Raw genomic sequence first — 14,710 nt, forward strand, 5'->3', positions numbered from 1 at the left:
CTAGCCTCCTTCGCCTGGATGGCTTGGTATTTGCGACTCCCCTGGCAGCACGAATATGAGGTTTTTCGGGTCCTCCGACGTAGCGTCGTTGTTCTCAAGCAGCCGAAGTGCCGTGCGGTAGCCGTTGAACGTGCCGACATCGACATAGGCTGTGCCTGCCTTGACGCCGTAAGCCTCGCCGCCGGCCGCCAGGTAGGCGTTGATTAGCGTGCCGACGTATTCGTCATGGCGATTCCGCTCGCGCCAGAGCGTCGCAAGCTGATGAAAGATGCGGCCGGGCATCTTGAATGCACCCCAAATCCAATTCGATCCGGCGTCTTGTTGCTTGACCTGGATTTCCTTCACCCGGCTGTCGTTGTCGAGAATGACGGCATCGAAAAATTCCGGACGGTCGACGGGGAACAGCAGGAAAGACAGGCAATCGTTCCGCAGGGCGCAGAAACCGTCTTCGGGAAGCCAGATCGTATCGGGCAGGCCGATCAGGACTGTCTCGTCCGGCGCGACGAGCGGCGCAGCGCGGAAGATCGCATCGCAAAGACCGACAGGGGTGGGCTGCACGACAAACAGTGCTGCGGCATCGCCATAGCCGGCGGCATAATATTCGAGGATGTCCGATTTTCCCGATCCGATGACGAAGCAGATCTTGTCGACGCCGTTGCGCACCATGCGACGCACCAGATATTCGCTCACCGCGCAGGGACGCTCGGTTTGGCCGTCGATGCGGCTGCCGACCGGCAGGAGTTCCTTCGAGAAGCCGAGTGGCTGAATGCGGCTGCCGCGGCCGGCAGCAGGCACGATGCCCAACATCAGATTGCTTCCTTCAACGGCTCGCCCGCCGTCTGCAATGAATCTGACAGGAGGCGGTCCAGCTCCCTGGCGCGTTGCGCAGAGGTATGCTCGTCCAACACCCGCTCGCGCGCACGGCGCCGAATTGCGTCAATTTCGCTGTCCGACAAGCAGACTGCGGCAACCACGTCGTCGGTGGTGTCCGCCAGGAGGATCTCGCTGCCAGGTTGGAAAAAACTGCTCAGCCCGGGCCAGGTGTCGCTCACGATAGCTGCGCCGCAGGCTGCCGCCTCGAACAGCCTGCCCGAAGGACACCAGCCCCTCTTGGCCATTGCCTCGCGGGTCACGTTCAGCGTCAGACGCGAGGAGGAGAAGAAAGCCGGATGATCCGCAGGCGGAAGGTGCCTGACAAAAAAGATGTTCTCGCCCCACGGAAATTCGTGCGGGTATTGGGCGCCGCCGATGACGAAGCGATGGTCCGGCAGGCGCGCTGCCGTGCGCACCAGCAGCTTTTCGACGCCGGCCTGGCGATCTGCGGCATAAGTTCCGAGATAGGACAGGTCCCCGGCAAATTCGGCCCGGGGCTGTGCCGGTCGGTGTCGCTCGGGATCGACATGGCCGTAGAGAGGCAGGACACGCCGGGCACCCAACAACGTTTTGAGCGCGTCGATTGCGGTTCCCCCGGTATAGCTCAGGACAAGATCGAAATCGCGAAGGCCTTCGGGCCCGTAATATGCCGGCCGTTGACCTTGCTCGATCCGGGCGAGTGTGACCGGCGTGTCCAGATCGTAGAAAACCCTCAGTCCGCGAGAGGCCTGCTGCGCCAGGCGCGATGCCTCCACGGCGTCGGGGCAATAAGATGTGACGATGACGACGTCCGTTTGCCCGATCGCCTGTTCCGCGACATGGCGGATGTCTTCCCAGTCCGGATAGAGAACGACATTGCCGCCATCGAGATGGTCAAGGTCGCGCGCCCCGGCATAATAGGGAGTGTTGCGTTCGAAGAAGGTGACGGACCAGCCCAGCCCGCCGAGCGCCCGGATAAGCCCACGCCACAGAGTCGCGTGTCCGTTTCCCCACGAGGAGGTGACGGTGAGACCGAAAATGACCATTCGCATCCGGCAGTCCTCGTCAGGCGGCTTCGTTTAATCGGATCAGCTTGGAGCCCCAGTCACCGGATACGATCGTGGTGATCGAAGCGGGGTCGATGTCGAAGCGAAAACAATCTCCCAGCGGCAAGCCGAGCACCTTGCAGACGGCGGCCTTGATCACGTCGGCATGGCTGACCAGCGCCACGGACTGGTTCTGATAGCGTTTGCGAAGCTGCTGCATCAGCGAGATGACACGTTGCTGGACGTCCAGCATGGTCTCGCCGCCCGGCGTCCTCGCCTGCTGACGTTGACTGTTCCACACCCGCCAGTCGGCGTCCTGGTTCAACTCTTCGAACGTCTTTCCCGACCACGCGCCGAAGTCGATCTCATCGAGCTCTTGGCAGATTGTGATCTTGTCGGGACTGCAGGCGATTGCGATCGGTTTTGCGGTTTCCAGTGTTCGTTCGCGCGGGCTGCAACAGATGGCTGCGAGTGGCTCTGACGCCATATGGCTGGCCAGGCGCGAGGCTTGTGCCTTGCCGGTTTCGCCAAGGCAAATTCCGGCCATACGTCCGGCAAGATAGTCGCCGACATTGTCGTGCGCCGCATGGCGGATCAAGAAGAACGTCGTCGTCATTCCGCGGCATCGAGCATCGGCTCGTCCCTTCCGGCGATGAAAGAGAGCGTGCGCAGGCGTGCCTCGGCATCGGTGAATTGCTCGGGCGGCGACTTCATGAAATAGCTGCAGGGGCCGGTCAGCGCTCCCGCGATGCCGCGGTCAAGCGCCAGCTTGGCGCAGCGCACAGCGTCGATCACGACTCCGGCCGAGTTGGGCGAATCCCACACTTCCAGCTTGAGCTCTGCATTCAGCGGCACGCCGCCGAACGTCGTGCCTTCGACGCGGATGTAGGCCCATTTTCGATCGGTGAGCCAAGGCACATGGTCGCTGGGGCCGACATGGATGTTGCCGGCCTCCAGGGGAACGTCGAGCTGGCTGGTTACGGATTGTGTCTTCGAGATCTTCTTCGATTCCAGCCGCTCGCGTTCCAGCATGTTGAGGAAGTCGGTGTTGCCGCCGAAATTCAGCTGATAGGTGCGGTCGATGCGGACGCCGCGCTCGCGGAACAGATTGGCGAGCAACCGGTGCACGATTGTCGCGCCGACCTGGCTTTTGATGTCGTCGCCGATCAATGGCAGGCCACGCTGTTCGAAGAGTTGGCGCCATTCCGGCCGCGACGCAATAAAAACCGGTATGCAGTTGACGAAGGCGCAGCCGGCCTCGAGCGCGCACTCGGCATAAAAACGCGTAGCCTCTTCCGAGCCGACCGGCAGATATGAGACCAATACGTCAGCGCCGCTTTCCCGAAGCAGCGCGCTGATATTCGCGACCGGCTCTTCTGCCTCCTCGATCTCATCGCGCAGATACTTGCCGATGCCGTCGAGCGTTGGTCCGCGCTCGACGCGAACGCCGGTTGCTGCGACATCGGCAAAGCGGAAGGTATTATTGGGTGGATTGTATATGGCTTCCGCCACATCTCGCCCAACTTTGCCCTTAGCGACGTCGAAAGCACAGACCACTTCGATGTCATCGACGTGATAGCCGCCGAGATCGGCATGCATAAGGCCGGGTATCCGCTCATTACCTCTGGCGTCCCGATAATATGAGAGGCCCTGGACAAGGGAAGACGCGCAATTGCCGACGCCGGCTATTCCAATCCGTACCTTTTTCGATCCCACGAAACTGCCGCCATCGCTGTTGAAGGTAAGTTCCTCGCGCCGAACTGCCAGTTGCCAGGAATGTTCCTTGCGACCTGGAAAAATCACGAACGTTACGGCGAGATGACAACTGCGCGCTGTGTTTGAGGCTGAGCCGATCGATGCCTGGGCGCCGCAAGCCTCAGTCGAGCCTTCGCAGCATATCCGCTTCTTTTTCCAGGATGGTGACCACCTCCTCGCGTTCAAGATGCGTCATCATCAGGCTCACACAGCATTCAAGGTAGGTGATTGAGGCACGTCTCAGAAAGGCAGCCGTTTCCCTTGCGGCCATTTGCTCGATGTCCTTGGCGGATCGTTTTCGATGCACGGGTCCGTTCTCCATGCCGGTATCATCGCCCAACGGCGAGCTCGGCTGGATGTTCCCCCAATGAGAAAAAATGAAGCCCGTGTTGGTCGCGGTATCACCACGACCATACCCGAGCGCACAGCCCTTCCTGACTTCAGGCGGGCAGGTTTTGCAGTCGGCCCGAAGCGGACCTCACGCTTGTTGCAATCGGGGAAATTCGATCCTCGCTCCGGCTGGCTTCAAGCTCCGTAAAGTAGCTGATCGTCTGCATCAGGCCTTGCCTGAGCGGCACCTTTGGCGACCAATTGAGAAGGGTTTCTGCTCGGGAAATGTCCGGTTGCCGCCGGCGAGGGTCGTCTTGCGGCAGTGGCAGGAATTTGAAGGCCGACTTGCTATGGGTCATATCTCTCACCAATCCGGCCAGTTGAAGGACGGTGAATTCCCCGGGATTGCCCAAATTGACCGGTTGGCGCGGATTCGAATCGATATTCATAAGGCGGACCAGACCGTCAACCAGATCGGAGACGTAGCAGAACGATCTGGTCTGCAGCCCGTCGCCGAATATCGTCAGTGGTCTCCTCTCGAGGGCCTGCATCACCAGGTTCGAGACGATCCGGCCGTCGGCAGGATCCATCCGCGGACCATAGGTGTTGAAGATGCGGGCGACCCGGATGTCGGCCATTTCGGTTCTCAAATAGTCGAAGCACAAGGTTTCTGCGGTTCGTTTGCCCTCATCATAACAGGCGCGCGGACCGGTGCAGTTCACGTGACCGACATAGTCTTCCCTTTGCGGGTGCTGTTCGGGATCGCCATACACTTCGCTTGTCGATGCCTGCAGAAAGCGCGCACTGTTTTGGGCGGCGAGCTCAAGCAGATTTAGCGTTCCGATCACGCAGGTTCGCGTGGTGTGAACCGGATCGGCTTGGTAGCGCGGCGGTGACGCGGCGCACGCAAGGTTGAAAATGCGGTCCACAGGCTCAGTAAGATCCAATGGTCGGCAGATATCCTGCTCGATCAAGCGGAAACGAGGACGGTCCACGATCGAGATGATGTTTTCCATCCGACCGGTAAGGAAATTGTCCACACAGATCACACGATACCCGGCCTGAAGCAGTGTTTCGCAAAGATGCGAACCGAGGAAACCCGCGCCGCCGGCGACAAGCGCCGTCCTGGTCCGTTGCGTCCTTCTTGATTGCCGCATCTCTATTTTCTCCTGTCTGCCAGTCATGCTGCACTTTCAATGTCCAGATCGAGGGCCGGACGTGCCGATCTTGGCCGCGCCAGCAGCGAAACGAATTCACGGGCTCTCGCGGCGCCGGTATGTGCTGCCAGGATCGTTTCGCGTGCCCGCTTGGCCATAGCCAGCCTGGCGCGGTCGGACTGCCTGGATAGGATGTCGATCACGTCTTCGGCTTGGCTGGCCGTGTTGATCGTGGCTGTCGGAAAGAAGCTATCCAGACCTGTCCAGCGATCGCTGATGATGGCCGTGCCACAGGCAGCCGCCTCGAAGAGACGTACGCTGGGAGACCATCCAGCCGCTATCATGGAGCTGCGCGTGACGTTCAACGTGTAGCGCTGGCGGCTGTAGAAGGCGGCGTGGTCCGCCGGCGGCAAGTGCTCGATGCGATCGACATTGCTCGGCCAGACGGTCTCGGACGGGAATTGCGAGCCGGCCACGACGAAGTGGCGGTCCGGCATGCGTCTTGCCGGTTCAAGCAGGAGTGCATCCAGGGTCGCCTGCCGGTCCGAGCTGTAGGTGCCGAGATAACCAAGGTCCCAGCAGATCGGATCGGCCGTTCGGCGATGCCGCTCCGGGTCGACGGAGCAGTAGAGCGGCTCGGCGCGCCGTGCACCGAAGTCCGCCGCCAAACGGGCGAGCGTTGGCCCGCCGGCGAATGAGAAATAGACGTCGAAATACGGAATCTGCCGTCGGCATATGTAGTCGCAATCATCCGCGGCGAGCTTTGCCAACGTGACTGGCGTGTCGATGTCGTAAAAGCAGAACTGGCCCGTGCACAGGGACGCAACGATGTCGACGACTGCGCGCCCCTCCGGGACGAAGGACCCAACCACCACGATATCGGCCTGCTGCAGGCAGCGAGCATAGGTGCGACGAAGATCGTTCGTCGTTTCGTAGTAGCGCAACGTGCAGAAGTCCGGGTCGCGCAGATCGCGATGGCTTGCGTACCACGGTACGTCGCGCTCGAGGAAGGTGACGCGATGGCCGAGCTCGTGCAGGCCCTTCAGCAACCCGCGAAAGGTCGTGGCGTGGCCGTTTCCCCATGAAGAGGACAAAGACAGGCCAAGAAAGACGATATCGAGCCGCTTGGTCATTCCGCTGCCTCCACGGTGGGGCGCTCGAAATGGCGCCTGAAGACAGCGTCGGCCACAGCTGCCCTTAACGCGTAGGTATGCTCGGCGAGAACACGCCGAAGCGCAGCTGCGCCGATCGCCTTTGCCCGCCGGGGTGTGAGGGTCCGCATGATTTCGGCGACATCGTCGCCGTCGCGCGCCACCAGGATCTCTTCGCCAGGGACCAGGAACAATTCGACGCCGAGCCAGGCGTCGGTGATGAGGCATGCGCCGGCACCCGCAGCCTCGAAGACGCGTGTGGCAGGTGAAAAACCATTGGCGGCCATGCTGTCGCGGCTGATGTTCAGCACCGCCTTGGATGTGACGTTGAACGCATTGTGATCGCGCGTGCCGACGTGGCCGAGCCATGCAACATTTGCCGGAAGCTGCTTGTCACCCCAACCCGATCCGCCGAGCAGGAAACGCTGATCGCGCGAACGGCTGGCCGGATCGAGGAAGAAGGCTTCGACGCGCGCTTCACGGTCCGGCAGGCGGTTGCCGAGAAAGGCGAGGTCACAAGCGAACCGCGCATCCTTCGCGACAGGATGATGCGTTTCGGGATCGAGCGCATTGTAGATCGGCACGCACTCGGCCGCCCCCAGCGCACGATAGGCCCATACGACCGGATCTCCGCCGCCATAGGTGAGGACAAGGTCGATCTCCCGCAACGCGCGGTGCAGGGGATGGTCCGGCTCGTCGCGCAACTGGCCCAGAGTGGCCGGTGCGTCGACATCCCAGAACACTGTCAGCGCATCGGAGCGGGCATGGTCGAGCACCGCGCGCAGCAGCGCCTCGTCCTCGAAGCCTACCCCGCTCGCCTTGACGACGATGTCGGCTTCGCCGGCGCTTGCTGCCACCTGCATCAGCGCATGCGGGGTCGCCTCGTAGATGACGACATGGCACCAGTCCGGTGCCTCGATATCGCGGTTCTTCTGCCTGTCGTAGACGTCCGGTTCATAGAAGGTGATCTCGTAACCGAGCTGGGAAAGAGCCTTGAGCAATCCGCGATAATAGGTCGCCGCGCCGTTCCAATAGGACGACAGCAGGCTCGATCCATAAAATGCAATCTTCATACGACTGTCTCCTCTACGGCGATGGAATCGATGGCTTGGCGGCTGCCGCATTCGGCGAGTACGTCGAACAACTCGTCCGCCCGGTGCCGGCACGTGTGTCGCGTCCGGATGGTTTCGAGGCCGGATTTCACGAGGGAGGCGGCCAGGTCAGCATCGTCCAGCACGTCGCGAAGATGACGGCCCATCTCGGCTCCGTCGCGCGCGAAAAGGAAGTCGATACCTGGCCTGAAGAGTTGTTCGACGTCGGCCCAAGGCGCCGAAACGAGCGGGATGCCGCAGGCGAGCGCTTCGAACATGCGGATCGTCGGGATTCCGGGCAGGCTCTCCCGATAGGGACGCCGCGGAATATGGACGGTAACGCGATGCGCCGCGAATGCCTTGGGCACGTCGGCATTGGCAATCCAGCCTTCGTAACCCAGGCCGGCGGCGGCAAGATCGGCGAGCGCTTCGCGTGGATAGCGCACGCCATGGACAGTGCCGCTCAGGCCAAGTTGTTCCACCGGATCGATCAGGAATTCCTTGATTTCGGCACTGCGCTCGTCGTCGCCCCAGTTGCCGATCCAGATCACGTCGGATGTAGGGTCGATCTCCGGGTGCGGTTTGAACAGGCATGCATCCGCCGCTTCGTGCCAGGTGAAGGCACGTTTGCCCCAGCCGGCGCGAAGATAGCTTTCCCGCAACGCTTCGCCGAAGGCGAGCACGCCGTCATAATGCTCCAGCCGCAGAGCCGAGATCGCCTGCGTCGCCGAGACGGCGCGATGGTGGGTGTCATGGAACAGAAGCGTGAAGCCGCCTCCGTTGGCCTTGGCCCTGCCGATGCGCGCGACGAGCGCCGGGTCCGTCCATTCGTGCACGATCACCACATCGGCGTCGGCAATCCAGGTTTCATGATCGAAGGAGGCGTCGTAGGTTACCGGCATCAGCTCCGGAAAATCCTTCCTGAAGCGCTCGATCGCGAAGGGCCCTTTCTCTGCCAGCAGGTTCGAACGGCTCCAGCCGTCCGCCGGCTCCAGCGCGATCGCCTGGTGCCCGCGTGCAACGAGCTCCCGCATGATGCCGCGCAGGAAATGTGCGTTGCCGTGGTTCCAGTCGGAAACGACGGAATGGGTATAGAACACAAACCGCATCATCAGCGTTCCGCAACGGCCAGGGCGGCCCGATCGTAGATGTCGTGCATGGCGGCCGCTTGTCTTGCCGGTGAAAACTTGCGCGCCCGGCGTGCGGCGGCTTCGCCGAGCCGGCGCCTATACTGGGCGTCGTATGAGAGATAATCGATGCATCTGGCGAGATCGCGTGGATCGTGGGCGTCGTAGAACATGGCCACGCCGTCCCACAATTCGCGATAGGTTGGGATGTCGGCAAGCACCAGAGGTGTAGCCGATGTGGATGCCTCCAGCGCGGCAAGGCCGAAGGGTTCGTAGACGGACGGCGACACGAAGATGCCGGCCCGCGCCATCAACAGACGCACCTCATCGTGGCAGACAGAGCCCAGAGGGATGACGCTGCTGAAATTGGCGCGTTGCCCATCGGCGCTCTGCAGCGGCCCGGCAGCGAAGACCGGCCATTTCGTCAGCGATGCCGCTTGGTCCAGCGTAGCTGCGTTCTTTCCTTCATCCCACCAGCGCGCGGCGGCGAGAACCACCGCTTCCCGCCTCTCTGCTTTTGGACCCTGCCGCGTGCCATTGCTGACAACGCTCAGGCCGGCGATCGGCCCGTAGCAGGCTTCGAGCATGTTGGCATGGCTGCGGCTGGGGGCGATTACCGCATTTGCCCAATCGAAACCGCGTCTGTTGCGATCCTTCTGCCAGCCCCATGCGCCGTCCACAGTCTGTCCCCTGACGGCGTGGAGCCACGTCACAACGCATGAATGCGAGACCGCTACGACCGGGCACGGCACATCAAGTCCCACGGCCTGCGTCGGCGCATTGACATGGACGAGGTCGATTGCGTAATCACGAACAAGTGCGCGCAGTTCCTGCGGCAACATTTCCAGATCGTGCTCATTCCGGGTCATCCAGTCCGGCGGTGTCTTGAGCCACGCCAGGGCCGCGAAAGCCTGCGCCTCCTTCGCCTGCTCCTCGGACGGCTCCGGGCCTAATCCGGCGAGCACGATGCTGTCGCCGCCGTGGGCCAGCTCCCGCGCCAGATCAAGCGCGTAGCGCCAGACACCGCCGACAGCGTCGACGGTCATCAGGATTCGCCGCGAGCGCCGGATCAGTGACTGCAACATGTAGCCTCCAACTCGGCCAGTGCACGAGGACGCTTCTCCTGGATGTCGCTGAATGTCCGGAACGAGGCCAGGTAATGCTCATGGGCGCGCTCCCAGGCGAGATCGTCGGGCTCGCCCCAGATCTCGCGATAGCTGGGCGAACTGGGGTAGGGATAGAGCGGCACCGGTTCATTGGCCCACACACCGCGGTCGATGAGGTGCTTGCGCCAGTGATCGACCAGAGCGGGATCATCCTCGACCACGCCGATCAGATTGGCCTGGACGAACGGAACGTGACGTCGTGCGTTGACCAGCAGCGCAGCCAGTTCCTCGGTGCCCAGCCGGCAACGCTTCGCCAGCATGGCCCGGCCCTCCACGGTCAGGCTTTCGAGGCCGGCCTCGATCGAAACACAGCCGGCGGCACCCAGCAATTCGAGGAGCTCCGGCTTCCAAAGATCGATGCGGGTCTGCACGCCGAACTTGACGTTGCGGTCGACCAATGCCTCCAGCAGTGCCTTCTGCGGCAGGAAGATCTCGTCGATGAAGTAGATGTAGCCGACGCCCTGTCCGATCAGGCGGTCGATCTCCGCCATGACCGCATCGTGGTTCCTGCGGCGGTAGGCGTCGCGGAAATCGATCTTGGCGCAGAAGCTGCAATTGTAGGGGCAGCCGCGCGAGGCCTCGACCTCCGCTCCGAAACCCACCTGGTTGTCGTCGAACCGGTGATGGTGGTGCGAATGGGCGGCAATCCAGTCGGACGGCCATTTGAGAGCCGGATGACCGACAAAGGAACTGGCGTGGACGCCGCCATTGCCGACGAGTTTTCCCTCGTGGAGATGAGCGGTGTGGGGCACCGCGCTCCAATCGTCACGGCGGGCGAGTTCCGCGACGATTTCTTCGCATTCGCCGCGCACGACGACGTCGACACCGAGCTTGCGCAGCGTCGGCGCCGGCGTCGCCGAGCCGTGCGGTCCGACAGCGACGGTGCGGCCGCCGCGCCCCGCGAGGCAGTTGAGGAATTCGGCAGGCACGCGCAGCTCGGGCGGCGCGCAACGCCAGAACAGATAGGTCGGCGCCGTGCTGACGACGGTCATGGCCGGTGCGAAGGCGGCGACGCGATCGGCAAGTGCCGCGTTGTCCAGCTTCTGGATTTGCCCGTCCAGCATCAGCACCTTATGGCCGTCGGCCTCCAGCAGGGCTTTCGAGTAGCCCAGTTCCAGCGGCAGATGCGGCTGGCGGCAGCCGAAATAGATACTGTCCTCATATGTCCAGAACGGATTGACCAGGGCGACTTTCATGCCACGTACCTCGCTGCTTCAGGTTCGAGGCGATGATGCTGCAGCCAATCGGCGAGGTCACGGATACCGTCGCGCCACGAGACATGCGCTTTCCAGCCGAGCGTCGCTTCTATCTTGCGGGTATCGGCGACAAAGAAGGGCTGGTCGCCGGTACGTTCCCGGTCGTAGAGGATCGAAAGCTTGCGACCGGTCAGTTCGCCGATCTCCTTGAGCAGCATGCGCAGGCTGACGGCGTTGTTCGGTCCGCCGCCGAGATTGAATGCTTTGCCCCTGATGTCCTCGATCCGGGCAAGTGCCCCGCGATAGGCCGCAACCGCATCGGAGACATGAAGGATGTCGCGCACTTGCTTGCCGTTGCCGTAGATCGTGATCGGCTGGCCGGAAAGCGCGCTGAGCAGAAAATGCGCGACCCAGCCCTGGTCTTCCGTGCCGAACTGGCGCGGTCCATAGATGCAGCTCATGCGCAGGACCGCCGTAGGCAGGTCGTACGACCTGGCATAGTCGAGCACATATTGATCCGCCGCGCCTTTGGAGCAACCATAGGGCGTGCAGAAATCGAGGCCGCAGGTCTCGTCTATGCCGTTGGCTCGGATGCCGGCATCGCAGGGCACGCACCGGTCGTCTTCTTCGCGCACGGCGACGTCGGGCAGGCCGCCATAGACCTTGTTGGTGCTGGCGAAGATCACAGGGATGCGCTTGCCGCTCCGGCGGGCCGCTTCCAGGATGTTGAATGTCCCGCGAAGATTGATGTCGAAATCTTCGCTTGGCTGGACGAGGCTCGTGGTGACGGCGGTCTGGGCGGCTAGATGGAATATCGCCCTGGAATGCGCCACAAGCGGCGCCAGAACGTCCGCATTCCGGACATCGGCGGTTTCCACGGCAAGTTGATTCCCGTGCTTCTGGGCCAGCCAAGCCAGATTCTGCTCAACGCCTGGACGGCTGAGATTGTCGATGACCAGTACCGGCATTCCATCCGACAACAGGCTGTCGGCGAGGTTCGAACCGATGAAGCCACTGCCGCCGACGATGGTAACCGGCGCTTCGCGAAAACCATCGGGTCTCATGACACCAGTCCCCGCTCTTCGAGTTCCCGTCTCATGTCGGCGCCGCGGTCGATGGCGACCGTATTGCGCACCCACGCGACGAACTCATCGAGTGAATGCTCCAACAGCTGCCGCGGCTCAAATCCAAGCAATTCACGCGCCTTGGAGATGTCGGCGAAGCAGTTGCGGATATCGCCGGCACGCGCTTTGCCTAGGATTTCAGGCTGACGGTCCGGCACACCCATTGCGTCGGCGAGCAGCCGCGCGACCTCGCTGATGGCATAGGCACGCCCGCTGCCGATGTTGATGACGTGGCCGCGCGCCTGGCGTTGTTCCAATGCCAGGCGGAAGGCGTGGGCAATGTCGCGCACATGGACGAAATCCCGTTTCTGCTCGCCATCTTCGAAGATCATCGGCCTCTGGCCGTTGGCGAGCCGTGAGGCGAAGTTCGCCAAAACGCCGGTATACGGGTTTGAAAGCGCCTGTCCGGCGCCGAAGACGTTGAACAGGCGCAGCGCCACTGCGTCGACGCCATAGGCCTCGCCGAAGATCAGCACGGCGCGCTCCTGGGCATATTTCGTCAGCGCATAGATCGAGGCGAGATCGACCGGCTTTTCCTCGTCCGTCGGCAGCGGCGACAGGCTTTCATTCGCCGCCGACAGCGGGTTCCATTGGCCGCTCTTGATGTCGCTCGGCTGGCGCCGTGCATTGTCGACGCGCCGACCGTCCGGCGTGCCGTAGAGGCCCTCGCCATAGACGCTCATCGATGAGGCGACAACGATCCGCTCAACCGGATGTTTGATCAGTGCTTCAAGCAGTGTGGCGGTGCCGAGGTCGTTTGCGCCGACATAGCGGGCGATCTCGTACATGGACTGGCCGACGCCGACCTCGGCCGCCAGATGGATGACGGCGTCGACGCCCTGGAGCGCCTCGGCGACAGCGTCGCGATCGCGAACATCGCCCTTGATCAGTTCGGCTCCCGCCGGCAGGCTGATCGCCTCGCCGCCGTGCACCTGTTCCAGCAGCGCATCGAGAATGCAGACGGCATAACCATGTTCGACGAGTTCCTGGACGACGTGGCGGCCGATGAAACCGCAGCCCCCGGTAACCAGTATGCGTTCCACGACAACTCCTTGTGCAGATGGCCTTGGCGCCCCGAACTGTTTGACAAAAGGTTTGTTCCCTCTCCTTCAACAAAGATGGTTTGGGGTCCCTCACACCGAGGTGAACGCATCGCGAACAGGCCTTGGGCCTGCGCTGGAACATTGCAGCTCGTTTGGGGTTAGGCGCTCATCTGGCCGTAATCGGAAGCAGCAGACAGGTAGTTAGTTGTCATCGAGCGAGACGCGCACACCAAGCTAGGCCTGGCCGGGACGCCCACAGGATCGAAAGGAGATTTCAATGTCTGAATCGAAGACAACCACCAATCACGACGAGATCCGCCAGTGGGCCCAAGATCGGGGTGGCCGACCTGCGGTTGTACGAACCAGAGGCGAGGGCGGCATCCTGCGGATCGATTTTGGCGAGCCCGAGGAGGAGTTCGAAGCCATCGAATGGGACGAGTTCTTCCGGATTTTCGACCAGAACGATCTGGCCTTCCTCTACCAGGACGAAACCGGCGGCGGAAAAACAAGCCGGTTCAACAAATTCATCGAGCGTAACCAGAGCGGCTGATAGGGCTTCTACGTCAATGGTCCCTCGGTAGCTCTTAGGTCACCTTGCGTTTTGATGGAGAGGTTCACTCCAGATCATTGTGTTTGCATGCTTTTTCGGAGCCGTTTGTCAAATATGGAGCGGTCTTATTCGGACTCAACAGTACAAATCAGAGAGATCAGGGCCTCGGTCGTTGCCGATCGGTCGCGCTTCAGTGCAACAGGCTCGTTCCGCTCGATCTTGCGACACTTCGCATAATACCGTTCAGCCAATCTTCGGTCGACACGCCGACCCGCCTTCTGTCGATCTCGCCGATGGCGCTCTCCAGCGTTCGCTCGACCAGCCGGTCGGAAGCGCCCACGTCGCCAAGAAGCAGACGCGCCGCGAGCCTGAGCTTCGGCAGAAGTGAAAATACATTGTCGGACAAGTTCACGGGAGGGCGACCCGCCAAGGCGGATCGTTCCGGAGGAAACAAGGCGTCAAAGATTGCGTAGCTATCCGACGATTTTCGAAGATTGCTGGCGTGACGCAGACGTTCCGGAATGACGATGTCCTCGTCACCGCTGAAAAAGACGAAAGGCACGCCGCGGCGCATCAGTTCGTCGGCGATCGGAAACACCCGCCGGCCGTTGAGATTGACGTCAAGGATCGCGGCCTCAGCCGTATCGGTATGCGTAGACGCCTGCTCGACTGTCGCCGCAGGGCCGAGGACGACCGCGCCCATATTGCCGAAGTATCTCGCAAGATCGCCGGCCAATAGCCAATCGTCTTCGACGATCAGGATGTGCAAACCTTGCAGGTCGCGCACCTCATCGACCTTTCTTCGAGCGAGATTTCCGATTGTCAGTGGGGGCTTGTTCAGAATGTTGCTGCAAGGCTGCCTGCAATCGTTTGGCCAAAACCAGCATGCGCGGCGGAATGGATTCATTTCCCGGCAAACCCAGCAAATCCGAAGAGTGCAACAGCGTTTGTTTTGTCAGCTTTAGGTCAGGTGTGCGTTTTGACATTGAAGTTTCCACAAAAGTCCCGACGTTAACGCCGTCTGCACGGACTTGTTCCGGCCCTCTTGCACGTTGTATGCTGGCGTTCAGCCCGGTTGCGGGTTTTGGGTCGATTGGCGGCTTTGTCGTCTAGGCTGTTCAA

The 14,710-nt window shown here is 61.7% G+C and carries 16 protein-coding genes; 1 reads left to right on the plus strand and 15 read right to left on the minus strand.

Annotation, left to right across the window (positions count from 1 at the left end; genetic code table 11):
• From EOC93_RS01725 to EOC93_RS01785, 13 genes are all read right to left on the minus strand, one after another.
• A complete protein-coding gene (locus EOC93_RS01725) occupies positions 1–807 on the minus strand; it encodes a sugar phosphate nucleotidyltransferase (RefSeq protein ID WP_095486390.1) in 807 nt (268 codons plus the stop codon).
• Entirely contained in the window at positions 807–1,904 is a 1,098-nt protein-coding gene (locus EOC93_RS01730) for a glycosyltransferase (RefSeq protein ID WP_095486391.1), read from the minus strand. Before EOC93_RS01730 ends, EOC93_RS01725 begins: the two co-directional genes overlap by 1 nt.
• A gap of 13 nt (positions 1,905–1,917) precedes the next feature.
• Positions 1,918–2,514, minus strand: coding sequence for a histidine phosphatase family protein (locus tag EOC93_RS01735; RefSeq protein ID WP_095486392.1), 597 nt, complete (start codon positions 2,512–2,514; stop codon positions 1,918–1,920).
• A complete protein-coding gene (locus EOC93_RS01740) occupies positions 2,511–3,614 on the minus strand; it encodes an inositol-3-phosphate synthase (protein WP_095486605.1) in 1,104 nt (367 codons plus the stop codon). The genes EOC93_RS01735 and EOC93_RS01740 overlap by 4 nt, the downstream gene beginning before the upstream one ends.
• A 160-nt stretch (positions 3,615–3,774) precedes the next feature.
• Positions 3,775–3,993, minus strand: a complete 219-nt coding sequence (locus EOC93_RS01745; RefSeq protein WP_164759012.1) for a hypothetical protein — start codon at positions 3,991–3,993, stop codon at positions 3,775–3,777.
• Positions 3,994–4,093: 100 nt separating this feature from the next.
• A complete protein-coding gene (locus EOC93_RS01750; RefSeq protein WP_095486606.1) occupies positions 4,094–5,140 on the minus strand; it encodes a UDP-glucuronic acid decarboxylase family protein in 1,047 nt (348 codons plus the stop codon).
• A 23-nt stretch (positions 5,141–5,163) separates the two neighbouring features.
• Positions 5,164–6,273, minus strand: coding sequence for a glycosyltransferase (locus EOC93_RS01755; RefSeq protein ID WP_127203691.1), 1,110 nt, complete (start codon positions 6,271–6,273; stop codon positions 5,164–5,166).
• Positions 6,270–7,364, minus strand: coding sequence for a glycosyltransferase (locus tag EOC93_RS01760; protein WP_095486394.1), 1,095 nt, complete (start codon positions 7,362–7,364; stop codon positions 6,270–6,272). Before EOC93_RS01760 ends, EOC93_RS01755 begins: the two co-directional genes overlap by 4 nt.
• Positions 7,361–8,491 (minus strand): glycosyltransferase, encoded by a 1,131-nt coding sequence (locus EOC93_RS01765; RefSeq protein WP_095486608.1) that lies wholly within the window; start codon positions 8,489–8,491, stop codon positions 7,361–7,363. The genes EOC93_RS01760 and EOC93_RS01765 overlap by 4 nt, the downstream gene beginning before the upstream one ends.
• A gap of 2 nt (positions 8,492–8,493) precedes the next feature.
• Positions 8,494–9,555: a glycosyltransferase family 4 protein gene (locus EOC93_RS01770; RefSeq protein ID WP_164759013.1), complete on the minus strand. Its 1,062-nt coding sequence runs from the start codon at positions 9,553–9,555 to the stop codon at positions 8,494–8,496.
• A 23-nt stretch (positions 9,556–9,578) separates the two neighbouring features.
• Positions 9,579–10,871, minus strand: coding sequence for a TIGR04295 family B12-binding domain-containing radical SAM protein (locus EOC93_RS01775; protein ID WP_095486396.1), 1,293 nt, complete (start codon positions 10,869–10,871; stop codon positions 9,579–9,581).
• The gene (locus EOC93_RS01780; protein WP_095486397.1) at positions 10,868–11,935 is read right to left on the minus strand and encodes an NAD-dependent epimerase/dehydratase family protein; all 1,068 of its coding nucleotides are present in this window, start codon (positions 11,933–11,935) and stop codon (positions 10,868–10,870) included. Before EOC93_RS01780 ends, EOC93_RS01775 begins: the two co-directional genes overlap by 4 nt.
• Positions 11,932–13,038 carry an NAD-dependent epimerase/dehydratase family protein gene (locus EOC93_RS01785; RefSeq protein ID WP_095486398.1) on the minus strand — a complete coding sequence of 369 codons (1,107 nt, stop codon included), beginning with the start codon at positions 13,036–13,038 and terminating at the stop codon, positions 11,932–11,934. Before EOC93_RS01785 ends, EOC93_RS01780 begins: the two co-directional genes overlap by 4 nt.
• A 277-nt stretch (positions 13,039–13,315) precedes the next feature.
• Between EOC93_RS01785 and EOC93_RS01790 the strand changes: the two genes are divergently transcribed.
• Complete coding sequence (locus tag EOC93_RS01790; protein WP_095486399.1) at positions 13,316–13,588, plus strand: hypothetical protein; 273 nt, start codon at positions 13,316–13,318, stop codon at positions 13,586–13,588.
• A 190-nt stretch (positions 13,589–13,778) separates the two neighbouring features.
• Here the strand turns inward: EOC93_RS01790 and EOC93_RS01795 are convergent, their stop codons facing one another.
• Both EOC93_RS01795 and EOC93_RS33945 read right to left on the minus strand, forming a co-directional pair.
• Positions 13,779–14,375 carry a response regulator gene (locus EOC93_RS01795; RefSeq protein ID WP_164759014.1) on the minus strand — a complete coding sequence of 199 codons (597 nt, stop codon included), beginning with the start codon at positions 14,373–14,375 and terminating at the stop codon, positions 13,779–13,781.
• 1 nt (position 14,376) lies between these two features.
• Complete coding sequence (locus EOC93_RS33945; RefSeq protein WP_126103023.1) at positions 14,377–14,574, minus strand: hypothetical protein; 198 nt, start codon at positions 14,572–14,574, stop codon at positions 14,377–14,379.
• Positions 14,575–14,710: the final 136 nt, after the last annotated feature.

Source organism: Mesorhizobium sp. M6A.T.Ce.TU.002.03.1.1, assembly GCF_003997275.1.
Classification (GTDB): Bacteria; Pseudomonadota; Alphaproteobacteria; order Rhizobiales; family Rhizobiaceae; genus Mesorhizobium; species Mesorhizobium mediterraneum.